Origin of the sequence: Aquimarina latercula DSM 2041, from assembly GCF_000430645.1 — a bacterium.
In the GTDB taxonomy this organism is placed as follows: Bacteria; Bacteroidota; Bacteroidia; order Flavobacteriales; family Flavobacteriaceae; genus Aquimarina; species Aquimarina latercula.
The window spans coordinates 728,795-753,260 of sequence record NZ_KE387185.1 but is presented as its reverse complement, the minus strand read 5'-3'; the positions used below and the strand labels follow the sequence as shown (position 1 = coordinate 753,260).

Here is a 24,466-nt window from a genome sequence, read left to right as displayed (position 1 = left end):
GTAAAAGTTACACTTCCTTAATTCAAGAATAATAATAAGTTAAAACAAATCACAGCTAAACTCCTGTAATTTGCTTTCAGATTTTATCCCAAAAAAATATTTAAACAAATACAAAATTATCAGTTCAGTTTCTTTAAGAATCAGAAGATATTCGATTGATATAAAGATACGTGTTCGTAGAAGGCTGGAAGATCATTATTGTCCAACAACAATAATGTTTCTCTTCAGCCTTCTCTTTTTTTATTAGACTCTTAAAAAGAAGCTTTTTTAAGAGTTTACAAATAAGACTATTATAAATGCAAGAGAATTTTAAGGTAATTCCTAAAAAAATACAAAAATATATTAAGTATAGTTAGCACGAGTTTATCTGATTGTTAACCCAAAAATCTAAAATAGCCCCCATTTAACACTAAGATAATCTTTTTGTAAAGTTTTATACAAATTAACGTAATCTGCTCCTGTGATTTTCAAAAAACAAAATCAATTTTAGCAGGTAAAGCGAAATATATTTTAACTACTTGATTATTAGTATTTTATTTTTAATATTTAATCGGTAAAACAAAACAAAAAAGAGTACTAAAAACAACTTTTCTCTCATTTATACCAAATTACAATCCCTTAAACTAAGGATAATAGTAGGATAAGATTTCTTACTGTAAAACCGTATTTATTTGTATCAGATTTTTTAAGGACACGAAATGAGAAAATTTTTCACAGTTATCGCACTGTTTTATCTTGGATTAAATTTTGCACAAGAAACCGGATCCATTGCCGGAACACTTCTAGATAAAGAAGTAAACAACCAACCATTACCATTTGCCAATATTGTTATTGTAGGTACAACTCAAGGTACATCCTCGGATTTTGATGGAAAATATGAAATCACTAACATCACTCCAGGAACATACACCTTAGAATTTAGTTTTACAGGATATGAAACGTTACGTATTCCTGATGTAGTTATAGAGCCTAATAAGGTAACTGTAATTGACACTGCTCTTGGCGCTACTGCAGCAGCGCTTGAAGAAGTCGTGATAAAAGTGCAAACAAGTAGAGAAAGAGAAGAAGCTTTATTATTAGAACAAAAAAATGCAGTTCAAATAAAAGAGAGTATAGGAGCAGAACAACTAACACGACTTGGAGTATCTAACGCCTCCGCAGCTACCACCAAAATATCTGGTGTATCTAAAGCAGAAGGATCTGGAGATATTTATGTACGTGGTTTAGGTGATCGTTATCTAAGCACTACTCTTAATGGATTACCGATACCTTCCGACAATATCGACAAAAAAAATATAGACTTAGAATTATTCCCAACAAGATTTATTGGAAATGTTTCCATAAGTAAAACCTTTGCTCCTTCTAATTCGGCGGATCTTGCTTCTGGAAATATCGACATCGTTTCTAAACAAGTTACAAAAACCAAAGATATTGGTGTAAGTGTTAGTGCAGGAGTCAATTCGAATGCTGCAGATAGTGATATTTTTAGCAATTTTAAGACAACAGCTAATAACAATGATATTTCTTTAGGAATATATAGCCGTGAATTTGAAGCTAATAATCTTGTAAACGCTTTAACCCAACAGTCTTGGAACACAACAGAAGCAACTGCACCTATTAACTATGGATTTGGATTTAATATTGGAGGAATATTAGGTGAAGCTAGAAATCTTAAACTTTATTTCAGTGGAGGTCAATCCGTTGATCACGAATATAGAGAAGGTTTGTTTAGAGAATATGATCAAGGGAACTTAAGAGATATCGTACCAGAAGATGATTTAAGACGTTGGTTACGTACTGTTAACTCCACAGCAATGTTACACAGTCAATATAAGATTAGTGATGATCATAAACTATCTTTTAACAGTTTTGTCATTAACAAAGTTTTTGAAGAAACCTTAGAAGCTGGGCGTGAACGTACTACAGAGTTTTTCGAAGAACTAGATAATATTGAAGAAGGATCTCAGTTTCTTAGAGATCAAAATATAAAGAATACTTTTCTTTCCGCAACGCAGCTTATTGGAGAACATAGACTTTCTGAAAAGAATAACTTAGAATGGGCAGCGGGATTTAATTATTTAGTAGCTAATGAACCTAATAGAATTCGTAATGAGGTAAATATTCTTAATGACAACCCAAATACACCTGAGAACGAAGATGGGATTATAGAACTTGGATTTACCGGAGGGTTTCAGCAAAGAAAATCTGTTCAAGAAATTACCGATCAAGAAATTAATGCTAGAATCTCTGATAAATGGGTTCTTAAGCAAAATGAGGATGAAGAAGACATTTTTGTCTTAAATGTAGGTGGAGATTTTAGAAATAAAACCAGAGATTTCTTATCTCAATTTTTCGGAGTTGAAGAAGGTAATGTAGAAATCAACCCTACATCAATAGATGCTTTAGGTGATATCTTCACTCAACAAAATTTTGACACTGGTGCACTACAACTTAATACGCAGCCAATAGATACTTATGACGCAGAACTTCTTTCTTACTCTGGAAACGCAAACTTTACAGGAACATTTAACAAGTTCACAGCACAAGTTGGTGTTCGTTATCAGAAAGATGAAATCGATGTTAACTTTGATGTAGGAAACTTTGTAAACCCTCTTACAGGACAAGCAAGAATTGGATCTTCAAATAAAGAATACGATAATTTCTACCCATACTTGAACTTAAAGTATTCCGTAAACGAAAAATTAGCATTACGTCTTTCAGGAAGTTTAGGACAAACATTACCTGAATTTAAAGAAATTGCACCTTTCCAGTACGTATCTCAAGTTGGTCAGGTATTTCAAGGAAATCCTAATGTAGAAAGATCTCAGAACTATAACGTAGATTTTAAAGTAGAATTTTTTCCAGAAAATGATGAGTTAATATCCTTCAGTGCCTTCTATAAGAGAATAGAAGACCCTATAAACCGTGGATTACAAAGAGGAGGAGAGGATATTTTCTCTTACTTCAATACAGGTGATAGAGCTCGTATTTTAGGATTCGAACTAGAAGGAAGAGTATATATAATTAAGAAACGAGAATCAAATCCTAATTTAAGACTTAGTGGAAACATATCTTATTTAGATCACGTGCAGGATTTAAAAGATGTTATTAGAGAAGACGGAACTCTTGAACAGACCTTTAAGTATGGGAACAGAACGGAAATTGGATTAGAAGGAGCTTCTGATTGGATCTCTAACCTATCCTTAACTTTTAACTCTGGTGAAGAATTCCCATATGAACTTACACTTACAGGAAACTATACATCGGATAAGATTTTTGCTTTAGGAGCTCCTAGAAACCAACAGCAACCAGATGTTTTCTTCAATGGTGAAATTATAGAAAAAGGGTTTGTTACGTTAGACTTTATCGCTAACAAACAGATAAATGACAATTGGAGCATTGGATTAACTGCTAAAAACTTATTAAATCCTACAATAGAAAGAACACAATTTATTCAGGAAGTTGTAAGTGGGGATCAATTTGAAGATACCATCTTATCATATTCTACAGGAGTAAACACTTCTTTAAGTGTTAGTTATAAATTTTAAAACTTTATTTTAATTAAATATAAACAATGATGAAAACGTTAAGTAAATTATTAAGCTTTGCACTAATCACAGGATTACTTTCAGTTTCCTGTGGTAGTGATGATGACAATGGTGGACCAATAATTCCAACTGATGATTCTATCCTAAATGGCCTTATCAGTGAAGATCGCACATTAGACGCTAGTATTGAATATTCAATTACAGGAACTGTAACTGTTGCATCAGGAGTTACTCTTACTATACCTGCAGGTACTGAAATCGTATCAGAACCAGGAGTAGATAATTATCTGGCAATATTGAAAGGAGCTGATATTGATGTTCAAGGAACAGCAGCTAATCCAGTAATTATGCGTTCTAATGGTACAGCAGGAGCTTGGGGTGGTTTATTAATCTGTGGTGATGCTACGACTACAGAAGGAGCAGATGCAATAGCGGAAGTTGGAGGTCTTATTTATGGAGGAAATAATGACACTGATAGTTCTGGTAATATCGATTATTTAATCATTAGAGATGCTGGTGCACAAATTACTACAACTTCACAATTCAATGGCCTTACATTATATGCTGTAGGTTCTGGAACTACTATCGACAACGTAGGTATCATCAATGGTACGGATGATGGTGTTGAATTTTTTGGAGGAACCGTAAATGTAAATAACTTATACTTACAAAACAATGAAGATGATGCTGTAGACTGGACAGAAGGTTGGAATGGAACACTTACTAACGGATATGTTCTAAACACTATCTCAAATTTCTCCACTGCTATCGAAGCAGACGGTGCAAATAATAACCCAACACTTATTAATTTTACTGCAATCTCTTCTACTGGAGGAACCGCAATCCAAATCAAAAATGATTCTGGTGCTACTATCAACGGTTTAACTTTAACTGGATTTGATACATCTTTCGATTTTAGAGATAGCGCTCCAGCTTCTAACTTACAAATTGACGGAGCTGATGCAGATACTGCTGATGACGCTGTATTTAGTACATCTTCTACAAACGCTAGTTTATTTGCTTGGGTAATTGATGCAGGAACTGGTTCTGGTAATGTACTTCCTGCTACTATTTCTAGCGATCTTACGCTTGATGCTTCTGTAGCATACGAAATAAGTGGACCTGTTTTAGTAAGTAATGGTGCTACTTTAACAATTCCAGCTGGAACTACAATTACTTCTGAGTCTGGAACTGCAAACTACTTAGCTGTATTAAAAGGAGCTTCTATAGATATCCAGGGAACAATGGCTGATCCAGTAGTAATGGAGTCAAATGACGGTCAAGCTTGGGGTGGATTGCTTATTTGTGGTGACGCTACTACTACTGAAGGAGTAAACGCTATTGCTGAAGTAGGTGGTCTTGTTTATGGTGGTACTAACGATACAGATAATTCTGGTACTATTAATTACTTAGTTCTTAAAAATACAGGTGCTCAGATCAATGCTGATTCTCAGTTCAATGGTTTAACTCTTTATGCAGTAGGTAGTGGAACTACAATTACTAACGTTGCTGTTATCGGAGGTTCTGATGACGGAGTTGAATTCTTCGGAGGAACTGTAAACATGACTAATTTCTATGCAGAAAATCTTGAAGATGATGCTGTAGACTGGACTGAAGGATGGAACGGTACACTTACGAACACATTCGTAAACATCACCATCGCTGATTTCTCTACTGCCATCGAAGCTGATGGTGTAAATAACAACCCAACACTGGTTAACTTTACTGCAGTTTCTACAATGGGAGGAACAGGGATACAAATCAAAAACAACTCTGGAGCAACTATTACTGGTCTTTCATTAACTGGATTTGATACTCAGTTTGATTTTAGAGATAGCGCGCCAGCTTCTAACCTACAAGCTGATGGTGCTGATGCAGCAGAAGCTACAACATATAGTACTTCTACGACAGTAGCAGCTGATTTTGCTTGGGCAACTTCTTTATAGAACTAAATTATAAAAGAAAGAGATAAAATCTCATCTTATATAGAAAACACCCTCAAATTTGAGGGTGTTTTTTGTTTATACTTTTACTGATTTCCAAGTGCCCTTCCTAAACCATATAATTCCAACAACAGCAATTAACACTTCTGCAAATGTAATTGCTAAGAAAACTCCCATAGCTCCCCAATCCAATACTATTGCAGCTAAATAGGCGAATGGTAATTGAAACACCCAAAAGCAAAAGAAATTAATAATAGTTGGTGTTTTGGTATCTCCTGCTCCATTAAAAGATTGAATAATCACCATACCATATGCATAAAACACATAACCTGCTGCAATTACTCGTAAACTTAAAGCTCCATATTTTACCACTTCAGGCTCACTGCTAAAAATTTTGATAATTACCTCTGCAAAAATTAAATATAGTACAGATACAACAATCATAAAATAAGCATTGTATTTCCCAGTTTTCCATACTGATTGTTCTGCTCGATCTGGCTTAGCCGCTCCTAGATTTTGCCCTACTAATGTTGCAGCCGCATTACTCATTCCCCATGATGGCATTAATGTAAACATCAATACTCTGATTGCAATAGTATACCCTGCAAGTACCTCGCTCCCAAACTCCGCCATAATGCGCATTAAAAATACCCAACTAGAAGTACCTATAATGAACTGACCAATCCCGCCAAGAGACACCTTAATTAAATTAATCATCACTTTCGATCTAAGAACAATATCCTTAAAAGTTACTTTAATTTTACTCCACCCAAAGAAAAGAATTGCAAGTTGTAATAATACTGCACTACCTCTACCAATTGTTGTTGCAATAGCAGCTCCCTGCACACCAAAACTTGGTATTGGTCCAAAACCAAAAATAAAAAGTGGGTCCAGAATAATATTTAACAAATTAGAAACTATTAGAACTTTCATAGCAACAGAAGCATCTCCTGCTCCTCGGAAAACCGCATTAATCAAAAACAATAACATAATTGTTATATTTCCTCCTAATAAAACCTGAGTATACCCATATCCATCAGCTATTAAATCTGCCTCAGCACCCATAAGAGCTAAAATTTCTTTCGGATAAAGTATCCCTATTATACTAATAATTACCGCTACAGAAATTCCTAAAAAGATAGATTGAACTGCCGCTTGTGAAGCTCCTTCAATATCCTTTTCTCCCACTCTTCGAGCAACGATAGCTGTAACACCCATACTGAGTCCAATTGCCACTGCATAAATTAAAGTAATCACGGATTCTGTTAAACCTACAGTAGCAATTGCATTTGCACCTAAGTTAGAAACCCAGTATGCATCAACTAAAGCAAAAATAGATTCCATCATCATCTCTAAGATCATAGGAATTGCAAGCATAAAAACCGCCTTACGGATACTTCCGGACGTAAATTGTTGTTCTTTGCCGCTAACGGCTAGTTTAAAATATGAGAACAGTTTGGTGGGAGTAAGTTTATTTTGTGTCATGAATAAAAGAATTACGTTGAAAAAAAGATATAAATGGAAACTGGCTAAAGAAGATTTCTCTAGCTATATAATATCGATACCGATATTTCCAAAAAGACGTACCTAATTCTTTATAACTTCATAATAAACAAATATCTACTTTTTTTATGAAACTACAAAAATCAAAACAAGGATTTAAAAATGGTAAAACCGTAATTATGAAAATAAAATGGTTTTTTTGTAGAGATTTAACATTTAAAAACGACAACCCTAACTCAATTATTAATAAAATATTGTACTTTTATAGTCCCAAAATAAAGTTTTATGAAAAAAATCTACTTACTACTCATACTTACTGGCCTTTTTGTACTCTCCTTTTCTAAAGGAGTTAGTGCACAATCCACTATAAAAACAGACGATCAAGAAGAAGTTCAAGTATTTCCAAATCCGGTTTCTGGTAATATTCTTAATATTACTTCTAAATCTGGGAAATCAATGACTTGTAGGGTTTATAGTGTTTTAGGTAGAACCGTATTATTTAAAGTAATCACAACTAAAGAGCAGTTAGATATTTCATCGCTCCCTCCTGGTGTTTATGTTTTAAAAATTAAGATCGGAGAAGAAGATTTTTCTAAAAAATTAATTAGACAATAATTGGTGATATTTTATTAATAATAATAAAAATATTTAATAAAGTCAGTTTTTATAACATACAAACACGCTATTTTATGTAGTGTGTTTTTTTATACCTTTGTTTTAAAATAACCTCCATACGCCTATATGCTCTCTGAGACAATTTTTACGATTCAAAATAATGAAGATTTTGAAAAAATGGCGATAAGAGTATTTCAACATCAATATATTAATTGTCAGGTATACCAACGTTTTTGTAATCTTCTTGGAATTACCAAAAGCGCTGTTACTACAAGTAAAGAAATCCCATTCCTACCTGTAGAGTTTTTTAAACAAGAAAAAATTACTAGCTCACCTTCTAACGTTCAACAAGTTTTTACTAGTAGTGGAACAACTGGTAGTATTACAAGTAAACACTATGTAACCAATTTAGGTATTTATGAAAACAGCTTCTCTAAAGGGTTCAAACACTTTTATGGAGATATAACAGATTATACAATATTGGCACTATTACCATCATATCTAGAACGCGAAGGTTCCTCTCTAGTATATATGGCGGATAAATTAATTAAGGACAGTAAACAAACGAATAGTGGTTTTTACCTTGATGAAACTAAAAAGCTTATCACGACCCTTAAAGAACTTACTAAAGAACATAAAAAAATTATATTGATTGGTGTTTCTTTTGCTTTATTAGATCTTATCGAAAGTAACGATATTCAACTTAATGAGAATACTATTGTTATGGAAACGGGAGGAATGAAAGGTCGACGAAAAGAGATCATTCGTGAAGAACTGCATCAAATTCTAAAAAAAGGATTTGGTATTTCTAAAATCCATAGTGAATACGGCATGACAGAGTTATTATCTCAAGCATATTCTAAAGGTGATGGTCTTTTTCATTGTCCACCATGGATGAACATTTCTACACGAGATCCTGAGGACGCACTTACTCCCCTAGAAACGAATAAAACAGGAGGAATTAATATTATTGACTTGGCAAACATAAATTCATGTTCGTTTATTGCTACACAAGACCTCGGAAAAACCTATGATGACGGAAGTTTCGAAATTCTCGGTCGATTTGACAACAGTGATATTAGAGGTTGCAACTTAATGGCGCTATAACCTGGTTTCTTTTATAGATCATCTATTTACTTAAAAAATCACAAAGAACAAATTTTAAAAAACTTTTGTTTTTTATGCAACTTTCACTTTTATGAAACGTATTTATAAGTGAAAGAAATTTTAGATTGAGAATACATAGAACTTGTATTCAACTATACTAAAAAAACTTATAATTATGTTAAAATTGTAATGTTCTGTTTTTTTAACGACTGAATGGATGTAACAACAAAAAAACATTGCATAAAATGAAAAAGTTCATAGTCTTATTGTTTTTAGGATTAGCTACAACGGTCTCAGCACAGCAAGTTGATTATAATGTAAAAAAGGGATTTGTAGCCGAAGGATATGATGTTACCGAATACTTTAATAATAAAGCGACAAAGGGTGATAGTAGATATACGGCAACCTATGATAATGCAAAATATAAATTTGTAAGTCAATCTAATCTGGAGAAATTTAAAAGCAATCCAGAAAAGTTTATCCCACAATACGGAGGATACTGCGCTTATGCGGTTGGAGCAAAAGCAGAAAAAGTAGACATTGATCCTGAAACATATGAAATTAGAGATGGTAAACTGTACTTATTCTACAATTCTTGGGGAATAAATACATTGACAAAATGGAATGAAGAAGGTGCTGTGGTATTAAAAGAAAAAGCCGATGTGAATTGGCAAAAAATAAAAACGAAAAAATAATCGAATAAGTTTCGATAAACAATATAGAACGCTAAGTTTTTTTCAATAATTGATTGGTTAGTTGACAAAGCCTACTAAGAAGAAATTCTGGTAGGCTTTGTTTTTTATGTTATTTAATATGAGTTCAAAAAGCTTATACTGCTCTAATCACAAAATAGTTTTTCTTTCCTCTTTGTAATAATACAAATTGATCATTAATGAGATCTTCAGTAGCTATTGAATACCCTTCTTTGATTTTTTCTTTATTTACGGAAATAGAGTTCTCCTTAAGCGCTCTTCTAGCTTCTCCATTAGATTTCAAAAAACCCGTATGCTCAGCTAGCGCACCAATTACATCCAATCCATCAGCAATCATACTCTTAGAAATTTCAGCTTGTGGAACTCCTTCAAAAACGTCTAGAAATGTGGCTTCATCTAACCCTTTTAAATCTTCAGAAGTAGATCTTCCAAATAAAATATTAGAAGCTTTAATAGCATTATCAAGATCTTCCTGAGAATGCACCATAATTGTAATTTCGTCAGCTAATTTCTTCTGAAGAATTCTTTGGTGTGGTGCTTCGGCATGTTCAGTAACCAAATTTTCAATTTCATCTTTAGTCAAAAATGTAAAAATTTTAATGTACTTCTCTGCATCCTCATCACTGGTATTTAGCCAATATTGGTAAAACTTATAAGGAGATGTCCTTTTAGCATCTAACCAAACATTTCCTCCTTCAGATTTACCAAATTTAGATCCATCCGATTTTGTAATTAATGGACAGGTCAAAGCATATCCTTTTCCACTACCGATACGTCTAATTAATTCGGTACCTGTAGTGATATTACCCCATTGATCGCTACCTCCCATCTGTAGTGTACAATCATGTTCTTTATACAAATGTAAAAAATCATATCCTTGTACCAATTGATATGTAAATTCTGTAAAAGACATTCCATCAGAAGACTCCGAAGAAATTCTATTCTTTACAGAATCCTTAGCCATCATGTAGTTTACCGTGATATGTTTACCTACATCCCTAATAAAGTCAAGGAATGAAAAGTCTTTCATCCAATCATAGTTATTTACTAAAACTGCAGCATTAGCGGCATCGCTTTCAAAATCTAGAAACTGAGCTAGCTGTCCTTTTATTGACTCTTGATTATGGCGTAATGTTTTTTCGTCTAAGAGATTACGCTCTGCAGATTTACCAGATGGATCTCCGATCATTCCAGTAGCACCTCCAACTAAAGCAAATGGTTTATGACCCGCTCGTTGATAGTGTGCTAACAACATAATTGGAACTAAATTCCCAATATGCAAAGAATCTGCAGTGGGATCAAACCCAACATATGCAGCTCTCATCTGTTCCATTAGGTATTCTTCTGTTCCAGGCATGGCATCATGCAACATTCCTCTCCAGCGTAGTTCTTCTATAAAGTTTACGGCCATTTTAGTAGTATTCAATTTATCCGGCAAAGATAGAAATATGGATTATATACTACTATGAATAATTAAGAAATCATTTCTAATACAACGATTCTAAATCTCCTTTCAGTTGTATTGCTTTCTCTTTGTAAATTCCATTAAATTTGATAATTTCATTCAAGATTTCTATAGAAGTATCTGTTTTTCCTAACTTAAGATAAGTAAGAGCTCGATACCAACTAGCACCTTCGTGATATTTACTTTCCTCTTTTATTTTTTCAAATTGTAATAGCGCTTCTTTTTCTTTTCCCATATGGAGATAACTATTTCCTAGATAAAGTTCTAATTGTTCTGAAGTAACTAAGGAAGTGTTCTCTTCAAACTTCTCTACCACCACATCATGATTACCTTGAGCATAATTCTTCATAATAATATCCAATTGTGCTAGAGCATTTCCCCTTGTAGCATCTTCTACTGGATATAATTCATAATAAGATCCATATAAATTAGAAAAATCATTAGATGAATTAAAAGTATTCCATAATAATGTTCCAGCACCAATAATCACAACTATAGAAGCCGCAATTTTTAAATATGGGAAAAATGATGTTTTAGTATCTTCTAATTTTTCATTTTTTACTTCTTCTCCAATTTTTTGTAATTTCTTTTTAAAATCCAACACATCTGTATCACTTAAAACTTTGTGCAATTCTTCGTGTTTCTCTACTTCATGTTTAAGTTCTGGATTAGTAGCCATTTCCGTTTCAAAAGCAATTGCTTCTTGTTCGGATAATGTTTTATCTAAATATCTTTCTATTTTTTCAAATAATTCCTGAGTCCTTTCCATACCATTATTCTTTTAACGAAGTTATTTTTAACTCCTTATACATGGGATCCTTTTCGATTTTTTCAAGAAGTGATTTTTTACATTCAAATTTTTTCTTTCTTGTATATCCATCAGAATACCCTGTGATATTTGCGATCTCCTTCATACTATTTCCATCAAAAACTAGATTTAGTAATTCTTTACAACTATCACTTAATTTAAGAAAATATTTCCTGTATACATGCTCACGTTCCTTATTTTCTATGTCCTCTGCTATAGACGCTTCTATTTCTTCATTAGCTTCTATTGCATCATTATCTACAATTAATTTCTTTTTCTTTCGTAATCTACTTCTCCAAATATTCTTACATACTGCATATAGATACGTTCGTATCGAAACATTCATCTCTAATGTACCTGATTTAAGTTTCTGATAAATAACTATCATCGCATCCTGGAATACATCTTCTACATCTACATCATCTCCAGAATTCTTTAAGATATATCCTTTAATGTAATTATAATTGTCTTTATAGAAAGATTTAATAACCTTAGCATCTCCTGCTGCAATTCCTTCTAAAATTTTTCGTTCTTCATTAATACTCATAGGTTAATGTCATCAAACGGCAATCTGTTACCTTTATTTTAAATTTTATTTTATTAGTAAAAGTAACATTTTTACCTTCTATGCTATAAATAAATAGATAACGTTATCTATTTTTGATTGAAATCTTATAAAAAACAATTTTAAGACAATTTTCAAAAACATCCTCTTTTCTTAACTTAAAATAATCAGTTATTATATAAAGAGGTGGAATAAGTTAATCACCATTTGCCTATCTTGTAATCTATGGAACGACTAGAATATCTTTTTAATCTAAAGATCTTATGCTTTTTTATTCTTGTCATTCCTTTTAACAAAGTTTCCGCACAATCAGCTCAGGATAGTATTTTAGCTGCCAAATATTTAAAAAAAGCAGAGTCACTATTAGCAGAAAAGAAACTAGAGCGCTCTGTTATTTATTTTAAAAAAGCACTGGATGTTGAACTTAAAATATATGGACAGAATCATGAAAAAACCATTATTTATTACGATCGAATCGGTCTTATCTATAAAAATATTGGACAACATGAAATTGCTCTTGATTATTTTAAAACCTTTTTAAATCTTGCCATCAAAAGATACGGAAGGTATCATTTTTATGCAGGTTACGGGTTTTTAAACATCGGAGTTACTTATAAAAATCTATTCCAATATGATTTAGCCTTAGAAAATTATGAAAAGTCCTTAATTACATTTCAACATCTCAGAAAAAAAGATATGATTTGTTTCATATATAACAACATAGGAATTGTTTTTACTAAGAAAGGAGAAAACACTAAAGCTATTGAATACTATAACAAAAGTATAAAAATAGGTGTTAAATTATTTGGTAAAAACTATATAGAAAATGGAAAAAGTTACCAAAACATTGGAGTGCTCTATAGCAATAAAAAAGAGTATGATAAATCATTATCCTATTACAATAAAAGTATAAATATATACATTAACGCATATGGTAAAAATAGCTTAAGAGTCGCTAAACTTTATTCTGATATAGGGGATATATATAACCGTAAAAAAGAATATGACCTCTCTCTAGATTATTATCAAAAATCCCTTGAAGCCTACTCTACAATTTTAGATCTAAACGATCCAAAAATTGTAAATCTGAACTTAAGAATCGCTAGTATTTATATCAGAAAAAAGAAATTTGAAGAAGCCATTAAATATTATGAAAAGGGATTAGACACCTTTAAGGAAACATATGGGACAAACCATTTACTTACATCTGACTTCTATTATAATATTGCCAAAGCGTATGACAAAAAGAAGGATTTTAACACAGCTATCACTTATTATAACAAAGCTGTAATTGCAAACAAAAAAGATCAATCATCTAATAATGATGAAACCTTTTTTGATCCTAGCAAGTTTTATGATTTAAAATTACTGCTGACCGTTCTTCATGGAAAAGCAAAAACATTACAATCTAAATATATTGAAAATGAAAACATAGAAGATTTATGTATCAGCCTAAAAATATATGAGGAAGCAGATATCCTTATCGATTACATCAGAAAATCTTATCAGAATTATCAAGATAAAATAGCATTTGCCTCCAGTGCAAGAGAAGTCTATTCTGATGCTATAAAAACTCAATTCCTATTTTATAAAGAAATAGAGGAACAACAAATTCTTGAAAAGATAATTTACTATATCGAGAAAAGCAAAGCCAACACACTTAAAGATCTAATCAACGAATCAAAAACAAAAGAATTTGCAGGATTATCTAAAGAATTATTAGAGTTAGAAAAAAACCAAAGAATTAAAAGAGCGTTTTACCAATCTAGAATCATAGAAGAAAAATCCAAATCCGTTACAAATAATTCAAGAATTCAAGAATATGAGAACAAGTTATTTCGCTTAAAAAATATAGAAGATTCATTAACCATCATTATAAAAAACAACTATCCCAAATATCATAGACTGAAATATCAAAATACAATTATCCTAGTTGATGATATTCAAAAAACACTAAAAAACAACACTACTTTATTGGAATTATTTGTATCCGATGATATCATTTATGCATTTATAATTACCAAAAACAAAATAGAAGTAAAGGAACTAAATAGTCCCGAATTAGAAGAAAAAATCAAAGAATTTAGGAGAACAATTACAGGTAAGCAAACACTAGAATATAAAACGGTTGCTTATGATTTATATAAGAATTTAATAGCGCCTTTAAAGCATTTATTTAATGGGGGCGAATTAATCATTGTACCAGATGGAGCTTTATGGCATCTTAATTTTGATTTATTATTAAGCAAGAAAGATGACTCTAACAATCCAAAAGAGTTATCATATTTATTGAAAGAACATGTAATTTCGTATGCAAACTCTGCTAACTTATTGCTAGCACCACGAGAAAAAAGTGTTTTCAATTTCAAGCAAATGCAGAAGGAATGTTTAGCATTTTCTTTCTCTAATAGCAATGATCAACAAAACTCAAATACTATTAGCTTATCTGCTCTTACTGAATATGAAAACGATCTTCCTGGAACTCGAAAAGAAATCAAATCAATTGCAAACATCATCAATGGAAACTACTTTTATGGATTAGAAGCTGTAGAAAAGAATTTTAAAAAAAATGTGAGTCAATATAATATTCTGCATCTTGCATTACACGGTGAGGTTGATAACGAAAAACCTGAAAACTCTAAACTCTTTTTTACTCAAAGTAATGATTCTATAGAAGATGATCTTTTACATAGCCACGAATTATTTGCATTAAACATCCCTGCAGAACTCACCGTTCTCAGCGCCTGCAATACTGGAACAGGAAAAATCGCCAAAGGCGAAGGCATTATGAGTCTTGGAACTGCGTTCCAATACGCTGGTGCTAAAAGTCTATTATTGAGCAGTTGGGAAGTATCTGATCAAACCACACCTGATTTAATGAAACATTTTTATACTAATTTAAAAGAAGGCATGAGTAAATCAGAAGCGTTACAACAAGCAAAACTTCAATACTTAAACAACGCCAATATAAATCGTATACATCCCTTTTATTGGGGAGGCTTTTATGTTTTAGGAGACACTACTCCGATTCAATTTAACCGCTATTATAATTGGTATTGGTCGATAACTATTTTTTCAATACTTATTTTACTTATTCTAGGATATCTTTGGTACAAAAAGAAAAAACAGACTTTATAAAACTCTAATAACTAGAATCGCTATTCATCTAAAAAGGTTACTACTTTTTAACAAACCAAACTTATTATTAATCACTGATTGTTTACATTAGTATTATAGAATAAAAACTATGATATTAGTTACCGGAGCTACAGGCTTAGTAGGCACTCATTTATTAATTAAACTAGTAGAAGAAAAGCAGCACGTACGTGCATTATACAGAACAATTGATAAAAAAGAATATGCAAAAAATATATTTGCTCAATGCTGTAAACCTGAAGATAAAAATATATTTGACACTATAGATTGGGTACAAGGCGATCTTAATGATATTCCTAATCTTACAAACGCTTTTGATGGAATTACTCACGTATACCACTGTGCAGCTATGATATCATTTAATCCTTCTCACTATAAAAAACTTCGTAAAACTAATATACAAGGCACTGCTAATGTTGTAAATTTATCACTGATTCATAATATACAGAAGCTTTGCTATGTAAGTTCCATAGCAACAATAAGCGAAAACAATTTACAAAAACCAATTAATGAAACTTCGGAGTGGAATCCAGAAATTTCTGATTCTGTTTATGCTATTACAAAATATGGTGCCGAAATGGAAGTTTGGCGTGGCACACAAGAAGGATTAGATACTGTAATTGTAAATCCAGGTATTATTATTGGTCGTGGTTTCTATAATTCTGGAAGTGGATATTTATTTAAGAAAATCCATAAAGGAATGAAATTCTATACCACAGGCACCACAGGATATGTCGCAGTAAATGATGTAGTAAAAATAATGCATCGACTTATGAATAGTGAAATAAAAAATCAGCGATACATATTAGTATCAGAAAACTTGAGCTTTAAAAGTGCATTCTCAATGATTGCTAAGGCACTTAATAAACCTTCTCCCAAAAAGAAAGTATCTCCATTTTTAATGAAAGTTGCTTTTTACTTACAAAAGTTCAGTCATACATTCTTTAAAACAAAAAGAACCATATTTAAGTCTTCTATAAAAAGTGCTTTCTCTAATTCCTTTTATGAAAATGATAAGATAAAAAAAGAACTTACCTATAGTTTTACTCCTATGGAAAAAGCTATTGAGACTACTGCTTCTTTTTTCCAGAAACAGCACTAGGATTGGTTCTTTTCCTTACAGCATTTTCTTTTTCTACGTCCATTAATTCTTCTTTAATAGATTCTAGTTCATCCAAATCTTCAGACAAAACTCTATAATCATTAATCTCGTTTTTTATTTTCTTAATAGAGTCTGATATCTTTTTTAGTGAATCCTCTTCCTTTTTTAGCTTTTCAAATTTAATTTTTGAGATCTCTATATTGCTTTTCACCTTTTTAAAAATCTCTTCGTATTGATCCAACTGACTAGTATACCAATTATTATTGGCTTCAAATACTAAACTGTCAATCCCATGTTTTTCTAAAATATACGACTCCGGATTTATTTTTTGGATATCAAAAACCTTTTTATAACTTCCTTTTGCAGCTTTTACAAAGGCAATATCGGTAAGTATTTCAACCATCTTGTCCTCTGCAATAAGATTATCAGGTTTATCAGGCGAGTTTAATTTTTGACAAGAAAAACTAACCAAAATGATTGCAAAAACACTATATACTAAGCTCTTTTTCATCTATCAAAAGTTAATCGTTGCGCATTTTTAACATCATAAAATTTAAAATTCTTATATACTAAACTTCCATTGACGAATGTATGAGTAATTCTTGATTTGAAGGTAGTTCCTTCAAATGGCGACCAGCCACATTTATATGCTATATTATCGGTATTAACAGTCCACGGAGCATTTAGATCTACTAAAACCGCATCAGCACAATACCCTTCTTTAATGTAACCTCTCTTCTCAACCTGAAATAAGATCGCGGGATTATGACACATTTTCTCTACAATTTTTTCTAAAGAAATCTTATCTCTATGATAAAACTCCAACATCGCAGGTAATGCATGCTGCACTAATGGCCCTCCTGAAGGCGCTTTTGTATATACATTGTCTTTTTCATCCTTAGTGTGTGGAGCGTGATCTGTAGCAATCACATCTAATTTATCATCAAGCAGTGCTTGAAACAAAGCATCTTTATCTTTTGGAGTTTTCACAGCTGGGTTCCATTTTATCAAAGTACCTTTTTGTCTATAGTCCTCATTAGAAAACCAAAGGTGATGTATACACACCTCTGCCGTGATTTTTTTATCTTTTAATGGTATTTTATTTGTAAATAACTCTAATTCCTTTGCCGTAGAAAGATGAAAAACATGCAATCTCGCTCCGGTTTTTTTAGCTAAAGCAACAGCTCTAGAAGATGATAAATAACACGCTTCTTCACTTCTAATTATGGGATGCATATCAATGGGAATATCATCTCCATATCGCTCTTTATATATTGCAGTATTATTTTTAATCGTTTCCTCATCCTCACAATGTACCGAAATTAACAAGTCCGTCGATGAAAATATCTTTTCTAACACTTCAGGATTATCCACTAACATATTCCCTGTAGAAGAACCTAAAAATAACTTAAGACCTGCTACATTATTCGGATCGACCTTTAATATTTCTTCGAGATTATCATTTGTACCCCCAAACATAAAAGAGTAGTTAGCATAACTAGTTTTAGCTGCTATATCAAACTTTTCTTCAAGCTTTTCTATGGTGGTTGTCTGTGGATTTGTATTTGGCATCTCGATAAAAGAGGTTATTCCTCCTGCTATAGCAGCTCTAGATTCTGTCTCTATCGTGGCCTTATGTGTTAGCCCTGGTTCTCTAAAATGAACTTGATCATCTATAACTCCTGGCAAAAGATATTTTCCTTCTGCATCAAACACCTGCACATCTGGAGATTTAGCACTAATTTGGGAAGCTATTTCTTTAAAGAAACCATTCTCTATGTATACATCTCCGTTAAAAATCTTTCCTTCATTAACAATATTAGCATTCTTAATCAATACACTATTCATGATCATATTTCATAACTATTAAACATACTCTTTAATTTCATTAGTAAAACTCCAAAAACAGCTTCAGAAATAATTCCTTTACTCATCTTAGAGGTACCACGTGTTCGATCCGTAAATATTACGGGTATTTCTTTTATTTTAAATTTTGACAAATATGCTTTGTACTTCATTTCTATCTGAAAAGCATATCCAACAAACTTTATTTTATTTAGATTAATTTTCTCCAAAACTTCTCTTTTGTAGCAAACAAAACCTGCAGTAGTATCATGAATATTCATTCCAGTAATAAAGCGCACATATTTTGATGCTAACCAAGATAAAAGCACTCTACTCATTGGCCAATTAACAACATTGACACCTGTTACATATCGCGATCCTACCGCCACCTGTGATGTACCTTTAGCACAAGCATTATATAATCTTATTAAATCATTTGGATTATGTGAAAAATCTGCATCCATTTCAAAAATATATTCATAAGATCTTTCTAATGCCCATTTAAATCCAGTTATATAAGCTGTCCCCAGCCCCAACTTACCTTCTCTTTCTAATAAAAACAAATGTTCCGGATACTCTTCCTGTAGCTCCTTAACTTTTGCTGCTGTACCATCTGGAGAGTTATCATCTACAATCAAAATATCGAAATCACGCTGGAGTGCAAGCACATTTTTTATAATACGCTCCACATTTTCAATCTCATTGTAGGTAGGAATAATTACTACGGCATCCACCATCTAAGCTGTTTTCAGGCAAATATAACTAAATAATCACTAGATTATTTTTAGTTTTTAAGGCTATTATTATTGTTTATTTATATAACTATCCTAAAAAATTAGTGTTGCATCTTTATTTACAACACTTTATTTTATTATGTTATACCTATGACTTAATTTTACCCCTTTAGAAGAGTATGAAATTTATTGCAAGAGAACTTATTTCGACAGATTGGATCACCATAGTAATTATGGTATCAATTACGTTATTAGCATCTGCTAAACTTATAAATTCTATTCGTTTTTCTGAATTTATAATGCTTTTTAATACTAATAAATATATAGTTGTTAATCAAAAAGGAAATAAACTTTCTACATTTTTCAACTCAGTTCTTATTCTAGCACAGATTCTTTCTATATCTCTATTTGCATACTTATGTATAGAAGCTTTCCAATGGCAAGGAGATACTATTGATATGATGCTCTATTTTAAAATTGTTTCTCTTTACCTTTTTGTGTTTATCTGTAAAATTTTAGTTGAAAAGATCATTTCAACAATATTTTCAATAGAAACTTTGATTGAAGATTATTTATTCTATAAAATATCATATCGTAATTTTTTGGGGGTTATTTTATTACCTCTTAATTTATTATTCGTTTATAGTGTGAAACCTTCAAAAATTGTTATGATTGTTTTGATAGTTTCTTTACTATTATTAAACCTAATCATACTTTTTTCTGTATACAGAAGGAATGAAAACGTCATTTTAAACAACTTGTTTTATTTTATTTTGTATCTTTGCGCTCTTGAAATCGCACCCTATTTTATGCTGTACAAGCTAATTATATAATTATTAGGATGACGTATTAGAAATAAAGACTATATATGAAAGTGAAAACGATTTTGGTCTCACAGCCAGAGCCTAAAGTAGAAAATTCGCCTTATTTCGAACTTGAGGAGAAAGAAAAGGTAAAAATTGACTTTATACCGTTTATTCACGTAGAGGGCGTAGATGCTAAGGAAGTGAGACAACAAAAAGTAGATTTATCGCAATACACCGCGATTATACTTACCAGCAGAAACTCTGTAGATCATTTTTTCAGAATCGCTGAAGAAATGCGTTTTAAAGTTCCTGACGCTCTTAAGTATTTTTGTCAGAGTGAAGCAGTTGCTTATTACTTGCAAAAGTATGTAGTTTACAGAAAAAGAAAGATTTACGTGGGTAAACGTACTTTTCAAGAGTTAACTCCTCTGATTAAGAAATATAAAAATGAGAAGTTTTTATTACCTTCTTCCGATAAATTAAAGCCAGAAATTCCAGACACTTTAGATAATTTAAAAGTACAATGGAAGCAAGCTATCTTTTATAAAACAGTAGTTAGTGACCTTTCTAACTTAAGAGATGTATTTTATGATATTTTAGTGTTTTTTAGCCCTTCTGGGATAAAATCACTATTTGAAAACTTCCCTGATTTCAAACAGAACGATACACGTATTGCCGTTTTTGGAAATTCTACAGTAAAAGCTGCTAAGGAACATAATTTGGAAGTAAACATACAAGCTCCAACTCCAGAAACACCTTCAATGACTATGGCTTTACAGAAATACATTAAAGAAGCAAATAAAAAATAAACATATACTAATTATCTATTTAGATAGTTAGTAAAATAAATAAAGCCAGGAACTTAAATTCCTGGCTTTATTTATTTCCGAAAATTACTTTTTCGTTATCTATTCCTAAAAACCATATCGTTGTGGACCTCCTCTACGGATCTCCTCATTTGCATATGATTCAAACTTTTTGAAATTTTCTCTAAATGCATTTGTTAACTTAAATGCAGTTTTATAATACTTTTCATCATTATCCCAAGTTGCTCTTGGGCTAAGTAATTTTGTTGGAACTCCTGGGCACTCTCTTGGCTGAGCAACTCCAAACACAGAATGAATATGATAGTTGTCATAAGAATATAATCCTAGATCACCATTAAGAACCGCCTGAATCATAGCACGTGTATATTTTAGCTTAATCCTAGTCCCAACACCATAAGGTCCACCGGTCCATCCTGTATTTACTAACCATACATTTACACCAGTATCCTTCATTTTTTTAACCAACATTTCTGCATATTTAGCAGGATGTAATGGCATAAATGGCGCACCAAAACAAGCAGAAAAAGAAGGTGTCGGTTCAACAACTCCAGCTTCAGTTCCAGCAACTTTTGCCGTATACCCCGATATAAAATGATATGCGGCTTGACTTGGAGTTAGTTTTGAAATAGGAGGCATTACACCAAATGCATCAGCAGTTAAAAAGAATATGTTCTTTGGGTTTTTACCAATAGAAGACTCCTGAATATTTTCAATATGATAAATTGGATAACTTACTCGTGTATTCTGAGTTATTGAAGTATCTGCATAATCAACCTCTCCATCATTATCCATTATTACATTTTCCAGAATCGCTCCTTTTTTAATAGCTCCATATATCTCTGGTTCTTTTTCTGCAGAAAGGTCAATTACTTTTGCATAGCAACCACCTTCGAAATTGAAAATAGTATTTTCTTTTGTCCATCCGTGTTCATCGTCTCCAATTAATTTACGATTAGGATCCGTAGACAATGTAGTTTTACCTGTTCCAGAAAGACCAAAAAAGATAGCTGTATCTCCTTGTTCACCAACATTAGCTGAGCAATGCATTGGAAGCGTCTCTTTATATACCGGTAATATGAAATTCAATGCAGAAAAAATACCTTTTTTGATCTCACCTGTATATCCAGTTCCACCAATAAGTGCTATTTTTTTTGTAAAATTTAATATTGCAAAATTATGCTGGCGTGTACCATCAACCGATGCATCAGCCATAAAACCCGGAGCATTAATCACCGTCCATTCTGGATCAAACTCTTTTAACTCCTCTTCTGTTGGCCTAAGAAACATATTATAAGCAAACATATTAGACCAAGGATACTCATTGATCACTCTTATGTTTAATTTATAATCGGGATCTGCACAAGCATAGCTATCTCTTACAAATATCTCCTTACCGGAAAGGTATGAGATAACTTTATCATACAGCGCATCAAAAGCATCTGGCTCGAAAGGAATATTGATATCACCCCACCAAATTTTTTCGGCGGTTATTTGATCTTTTACAATAAAACGATCCATTGGTGAACGACCGGTAAACTCACCCGTGTTAACAGCTAATGTTCCATTTTTGGTAAGTTTTCCCTGTTCTTTTTGCACCGTTTCTTCCTGAAGCTCTTCTGGAGATAACTGGTAGCGTATTGTTGCATTTTCAATACCGTAATGCTTTAACGAAATCGTTTTCGTAATTGGATACAGTGGTTCCATAAAAATATGTTGTGTTTGTTATGTTTGACAAAATTATAAATAAAAACTACACCAACCGTCAAAAAAATCACTTAATCTTAACAAGGGAAATTATAAAGAAAATCCAACCAAAAATTAACATTAACCCTCCTAAAGGTGTAATAAAACCAATACTTGATAAAGAAATTCCTAATAATTCATCCATGACCAAAAGATAAATTGATCCAGAAAAAAGAATCATTCCTATTAAGATGAAATAAAAAACACGTTTTTTGGCAACATCTTGTATTATAGTCATGTTACCTAAAATAATACAAAAAATCGCATGATACATTTGATAACGAATACCCGTCTTAAAGGATTCGATATTACCCCCATCTACCATTTTCTCTAATCCATGTGCTCCAAATGCCCCTAACAATACGGCTAATAAAGCCGCAACTCCTCCGGTAATCAAAATTGTTTTATTCATTCCTTTTTCAGCAATAATTGATCATTTTTTTAAATAAAAAATGAATTTTAGACAAATTTTATCTCAAAATATAATGAATACGCCAAAATAGAGAACTTACTTTTTGATGTATTTACTACATTCGCATCAAAGTTATCAAAATAATATTTAGATATGCGAAAGATACTAGTCATTGGCGCAGGTAAATCAACAGCAGTTTTAATCAAATATTTTCAGGACAAATCTATTTCTGAAAATTTAGATATTACCATTGGAGACATTTCTCTTACAAACGCAAAAGCATTAGCTGCTAACCACCCTAATACCAAGGCTATTACACTAGATGTTTTTGATCAAAACTCTAGAAAAAAAGCTATCGAAAGTGCAGATATTGTAGTCTCCATGTTACCTGCACGATTTCACATTGAAGTTGCCAAAGATTGCCTAAGATTAGAAAAATCAATGGTAACTGCTTCTTACGTGAGCCAGGAAATGAAAGAACTGCATGAAGAAGTGAAGAAAAAAGGACTTATCTTCATGAACGAAATCGGAGTAGATCCTGGCATTGATCACATGAGTGCTATGCAAGTGATTGATAGAATAAGAAATCAAGGAGGTAAAATAATTTTATTCGAATCTTTTACCGGAGGACTTGTAGCCCCAGAAAGCGACACTAATCTTTGGAATTATAAATTCACTTGGAACCCCAGAAATGTGGTAGTTGCAGGACAAGGAGGTGCTGCAGAATTTCTTCAAGAAGGAACGTACAAATACATCCCTTATCATAAACTATTTAGAAGGACAGAATTTCTAGAAGTAGAAAAATATGGTCGTTTTGAAGCATATGCGAATAGAAATTCATTAAAATACCAAAGCATATATGGCTTAGAAGACATTCTAACTTTGTACCGTGGTACAATAAGAAGAGTAGGGTTTTCTAAAGCTTGGAATATTTTTGTACAATTAGGAATGACCGCAGATGATTACACCTTAACCAACTCAGAACACATGAGTTACCGTGATTTCACAAACTCATTTCTAGCATACTCACCGACAGATTCAGTAGAATTAAAGCTACGCCATTATCTAAAAATCGATCAAGATGATATCATATGGGATAAGTTATTAGAACTCGACATTTTTAACATTGATAAAAAAGTCGGGATTCCTAATGCAACACCAGCACAGATCTTACAAAAAATTTTAATGGACAAATGGACATTAGATGAAGGTGATAAAGATATGATTGTTATGTACCATAAGTTTGGATATGAACTTAATGGAGAGCGTAAACAAATAGACGCTACGATGGTTAGCATTGGAGAAGATCAAAAATACACTTCTATGGCAAAAACTGTTGGACTCCCTGTGGCAATGGCCACGTTAAAAATACTAAATAAAGAAATCACATCTACTGGAGTACAAATACCTATTACCGAAGAAATATATGCACCTATTCTAAAAGAACTAGAAGAGTACGGAATTATATTTAATGAAAAAGAGCGTGAATACCTAGGATATAATCCTGATGGTGTTAAAGGATAATTCTAAAAAAAGTCCTAATTCTAAATCTTATCCTCTATTTTTGGTTAATA

General features: G+C 32.1%; 19 protein-coding genes. 10 read left to right on the top strand and 9 right to left on the bottom strand.

From position 1 onward, the window contains the following. The first annotated feature begins 698 nt into the window (after positions 1 to 698). Positions 699 to 3,548 carry a TonB-dependent receptor gene (locus H526_RS0121185; protein WP_027394870.1) on the top strand — a complete coding sequence of 950 codons (2,850 nt, stop codon included), beginning with the start codon at positions 699 to 701 and terminating at the stop codon, positions 3,546 to 3,548. Between the two features lie 26 nt (positions 3,549 to 3,574). Continuing rightward, positions 3,575 to 5,494 (top strand): beta strand repeat-containing protein, encoded by a 1,920-nt coding sequence (locus H526_RS0121180; protein ID WP_027394869.1) that lies wholly within the window; start codon positions 3,575 to 3,577, stop codon positions 5,492 to 5,494. A 75-nt stretch (positions 5,495 to 5,569) separates the two neighbouring features. On the opposite strand, the gene H526_RS0121175 is transcribed toward H526_RS0121180, so the two are convergent. After that, entirely contained in the window at positions 5,570 to 6,976 is a 1,407-nt protein-coding gene (locus tag H526_RS0121175; RefSeq protein ID WP_027394868.1) for an MATE family efflux transporter, read from the bottom strand. 303 nt (positions 6,977 to 7,279) lie between these two features. Between H526_RS0121175 and H526_RS0121170 the strand changes: the two genes are divergently transcribed. From H526_RS0121170 to H526_RS0121160, 3 genes are all read left to right on the top strand, one after another. Then, entirely contained in the window at positions 7,280 to 7,609 is a 330-nt protein-coding gene (locus tag H526_RS0121170) for a T9SS type A sorting domain-containing protein (protein WP_027394867.1), read from the top strand. A 126-nt stretch (positions 7,610 to 7,735) separates the two neighbouring features. Beyond that, on the top strand, positions 7,736 to 8,716 hold the full coding sequence (locus tag H526_RS0121165) for a LuxE/PaaK family acyltransferase (RefSeq protein ID WP_027394866.1): 981 nt from the start codon (positions 7,736 to 7,738) through the stop codon (positions 8,714 to 8,716). A gap of 245 nt (positions 8,717 to 8,961) precedes the next feature. Next, positions 8,962 to 9,411: a YHS domain-containing (seleno)protein gene (locus tag H526_RS0121160; RefSeq protein ID WP_027394865.1), complete on the top strand. Its 450-nt coding sequence runs from the start codon at positions 8,962 to 8,964 to the stop codon at positions 9,409 to 9,411. A 133-nt stretch (positions 9,412 to 9,544) separates the two neighbouring features. Here H526_RS0121160 and tyrS read toward each other — a convergent pair whose 3' ends face one another. From tyrS to H526_RS0121145, 3 genes are all read right to left on the bottom strand, one after another. Next, on the bottom strand, positions 9,545 to 10,840 hold the full coding sequence (gene tyrS, locus H526_RS0121155; RefSeq protein ID WP_027394864.1) for a tyrosine--tRNA ligase: 1,296 nt from the start codon (positions 10,838 to 10,840) through the stop codon (positions 9,545 to 9,547). Positions 10,841 to 10,916: 76 nt separating this feature from the next. Next, on the bottom strand, positions 10,917 to 11,663 hold the full coding sequence (locus H526_RS0121150; RefSeq protein ID WP_027394863.1) for a tetratricopeptide repeat protein: 747 nt from the start codon (positions 11,661 to 11,663) through the stop codon (positions 10,917 to 10,919). A gap of 4 nt (positions 11,664 to 11,667) precedes the next feature. Further along, entirely contained in the window at positions 11,668 to 12,249 is a 582-nt protein-coding gene (locus tag H526_RS0121145) for an RNA polymerase sigma factor (protein WP_027394862.1), read from the bottom strand. 243 nt (positions 12,250 to 12,492) lie between these two features. Between H526_RS0121145 and H526_RS0121140 the strand changes: the two genes are divergently transcribed. Together H526_RS0121140 and H526_RS0121135 are read left to right on the top strand one after the other, a co-directional pair. After that, the gene (locus H526_RS0121140; protein ID WP_027394861.1) at positions 12,493 to 15,405 is read left to right on the top strand and encodes a CHAT domain-containing protein; all 2,913 of its coding nucleotides are present in this window, start codon (positions 12,493 to 12,495) and stop codon (positions 15,403 to 15,405) included. A gap of 109 nt (positions 15,406 to 15,514) precedes the next feature. Beyond that, a complete protein-coding gene (locus tag H526_RS0121135) occupies positions 15,515 to 16,525 on the top strand; it encodes an NAD-dependent epimerase/dehydratase family protein (RefSeq protein WP_027394860.1) in 1,011 nt (336 codons plus the stop codon). Here the strand turns inward: H526_RS0121135 and H526_RS0121130 are convergent. The 3 genes from H526_RS0121130 to H526_RS0121120 are packed head-to-tail and all read right to left on the bottom strand — an operon-like array spanning position 16,494 to position 19,107. Beyond that, positions 16,494 to 17,036 carry a DUF4296 domain-containing protein gene (locus tag H526_RS0121130; protein ID WP_027394859.1) on the bottom strand — a complete coding sequence of 181 codons (543 nt, stop codon included), beginning with the start codon at positions 17,034 to 17,036 and terminating at the stop codon, positions 16,494 to 16,496. The genes H526_RS0121135 and H526_RS0121130 overlap by 32 nt on opposite strands. Beyond that, positions 17,033 to 18,373, bottom strand: coding sequence for a dihydroorotase (locus H526_RS0121125; RefSeq protein ID WP_027394858.1), 1,341 nt, complete (start codon positions 18,371 to 18,373; stop codon positions 17,033 to 17,035). The genes H526_RS0121130 and H526_RS0121125 overlap by 4 nt, the downstream gene beginning before the upstream one ends. Positions 18,374 to 18,375: 2 nt before the next feature. Next, the gene (locus H526_RS0121120) at positions 18,376 to 19,107 is read right to left on the bottom strand and encodes a polyprenol monophosphomannose synthase (RefSeq protein WP_027394857.1); all 732 of its coding nucleotides are present in this window, start codon (positions 19,105 to 19,107) and stop codon (positions 18,376 to 18,378) included. Positions 19,108 to 19,283: 176 nt separating this feature from the next. Here H526_RS0121120 and H526_RS0121115 point away from each other — a divergent pair, with 176 nt between their 5' ends. Next, positions 19,284 to 19,937: a DUF4271 domain-containing protein gene (locus H526_RS0121115; protein ID WP_027394856.1), complete on the top strand. Its 654-nt coding sequence runs from the start codon at positions 19,284 to 19,286 to the stop codon at positions 19,935 to 19,937. A gap of 35 nt (positions 19,938 to 19,972) precedes the next feature. Then, a complete protein-coding gene (locus H526_RS0121110; RefSeq protein WP_027394855.1) occupies positions 19,973 to 20,719 on the top strand; it encodes a uroporphyrinogen-III synthase in 747 nt (248 codons plus the stop codon). 105 nt (positions 20,720 to 20,824) lie between these two features. On the opposite strand, the gene pckA is transcribed toward H526_RS0121110, so the two are convergent. Beyond that, entirely contained in the window at positions 20,825 to 22,441 is a 1,617-nt protein-coding gene (gene pckA / locus H526_RS0121105) for a phosphoenolpyruvate carboxykinase (ATP) (RefSeq protein ID WP_027394854.1), read from the bottom strand. Positions 22,442 to 22,508: 67 nt separating this feature from the next. Next, complete coding sequence (locus tag H526_RS0121100) at positions 22,509 to 22,892, bottom strand: DUF423 domain-containing protein (RefSeq protein ID WP_027394853.1); 384 nt, start codon at positions 22,890 to 22,892, stop codon at positions 22,509 to 22,511. 153 nt (positions 22,893 to 23,045) lie between these two features. On the opposite strand from H526_RS0121100, the gene H526_RS0121095 reads away from it, so the two are divergent. Continuing rightward, complete coding sequence (locus tag H526_RS0121095; RefSeq protein WP_027394852.1) at positions 23,046 to 24,416, top strand: saccharopine dehydrogenase family protein; 1,371 nt, start codon at positions 23,046 to 23,048, stop codon at positions 24,414 to 24,416. Positions 24,417 to 24,466: the final 50 nt, after the last annotated feature.

What these genes read in the sequence shown, in the direction of transcription:
- tyrS (WP_027394864.1), bottom strand. Translation starts at nt 10,840, where the DNA reads ATGGCCGTAAACTTTATAGAAGAACTACGCTGGAGAGGAATGTTGCAT.
- H526_RS0121110 (WP_027394855.1), top strand. Translation starts at nt 19,973, where the DNA reads ATGAAAGTGAAAACGATTTTGGTCTCACAGCCAGAGCCTAAAGTAGAA.
- H526_RS0121165 (WP_027394866.1), top strand. Translation starts at nt 7,736, where the DNA reads ATGCTCTCTGAGACAATTTTTACGATTCAAAATAATGAAGATTTTGAA.
- H526_RS0121140 (WP_027394861.1), top strand. Translation starts at nt 12,493, where the DNA reads ATGGAACGACTAGAATATCTTTTTAATCTAAAGATCTTATGCTTTTTT.
- H526_RS0121145 (WP_027394862.1), bottom strand. Translation starts at nt 12,249, where the DNA reads ATGAGTATTAATGAAGAACGAAAAATTTTAGAAGGAATTGCAGCAGGA.
- H526_RS0121180 (WP_027394869.1), top strand. Translation starts at nt 3,575, where the DNA reads ATGATGAAAACGTTAAGTAAATTATTAAGCTTTGCACTAATCACAGGA.
- H526_RS0121175 (WP_027394868.1), bottom strand. Translation starts at nt 6,976, where the DNA reads ATGACACAAAATAAACTTACTCCCACCAAACTGTTCTCATATTTTAAA.
- H526_RS0121125 (WP_027394858.1), bottom strand. Translation starts at nt 18,373, where the DNA reads ATGAATAGTGTATTGATTAAGAATGCTAATATTGTTAATGAAGGAAAG.
- H526_RS0121135 (WP_027394860.1), top strand. Translation starts at nt 15,515, where the DNA reads ATGATATTAGTTACCGGAGCTACAGGCTTAGTAGGCACTCATTTATTA.
- H526_RS0121120 (WP_027394857.1), bottom strand. Translation starts at nt 19,107, where the DNA reads ATGGTGGATGCCGTAGTAATTATTCCTACCTACAATGAGATTGAAAAT.
- H526_RS0121130 (WP_027394859.1), bottom strand. Translation starts at nt 17,036, where the DNA reads ATGAAAAAGAGCTTAGTATATAGTGTTTTTGCAATCATTTTGGTTAGT.
- H526_RS0121095 (WP_027394852.1), top strand. Translation starts at nt 23,046, where the DNA reads ATGCGAAAGATACTAGTCATTGGCGCAGGTAAATCAACAGCAGTTTTA.
- H526_RS0121160 (WP_027394865.1), top strand. Translation starts at nt 8,962, where the DNA reads ATGAAAAAGTTCATAGTCTTATTGTTTTTAGGATTAGCTACAACGGTC.
- pckA (WP_027394854.1), bottom strand. Translation starts at nt 22,441, where the DNA reads ATGGAACCACTGTATCCAATTACGAAAACGATTTCGTTAAAGCATTAC.
- H526_RS0121150 (WP_027394863.1), bottom strand. Translation starts at nt 11,663, where the DNA reads ATGGAAAGGACTCAGGAATTATTTGAAAAAATAGAAAGATATTTAGAT.
- H526_RS0121170 (WP_027394867.1), top strand. Translation starts at nt 7,280, where the DNA reads ATGAAAAAAATCTACTTACTACTCATACTTACTGGCCTTTTTGTACTC.
- H526_RS0121185 (WP_027394870.1), top strand. Translation starts at nt 699, where the DNA reads ATGAGAAAATTTTTCACAGTTATCGCACTGTTTTATCTTGGATTAAAT.
- H526_RS0121115 (WP_027394856.1), top strand. Translation starts at nt 19,284, where the DNA reads ATGAAATTTATTGCAAGAGAACTTATTTCGACAGATTGGATCACCATA.
- H526_RS0121100 (WP_027394853.1), bottom strand. Translation starts at nt 22,892, where the DNA reads ATGAATAAAACAATTTTGATTACCGGAGGAGTTGCGGCTTTATTAGCC.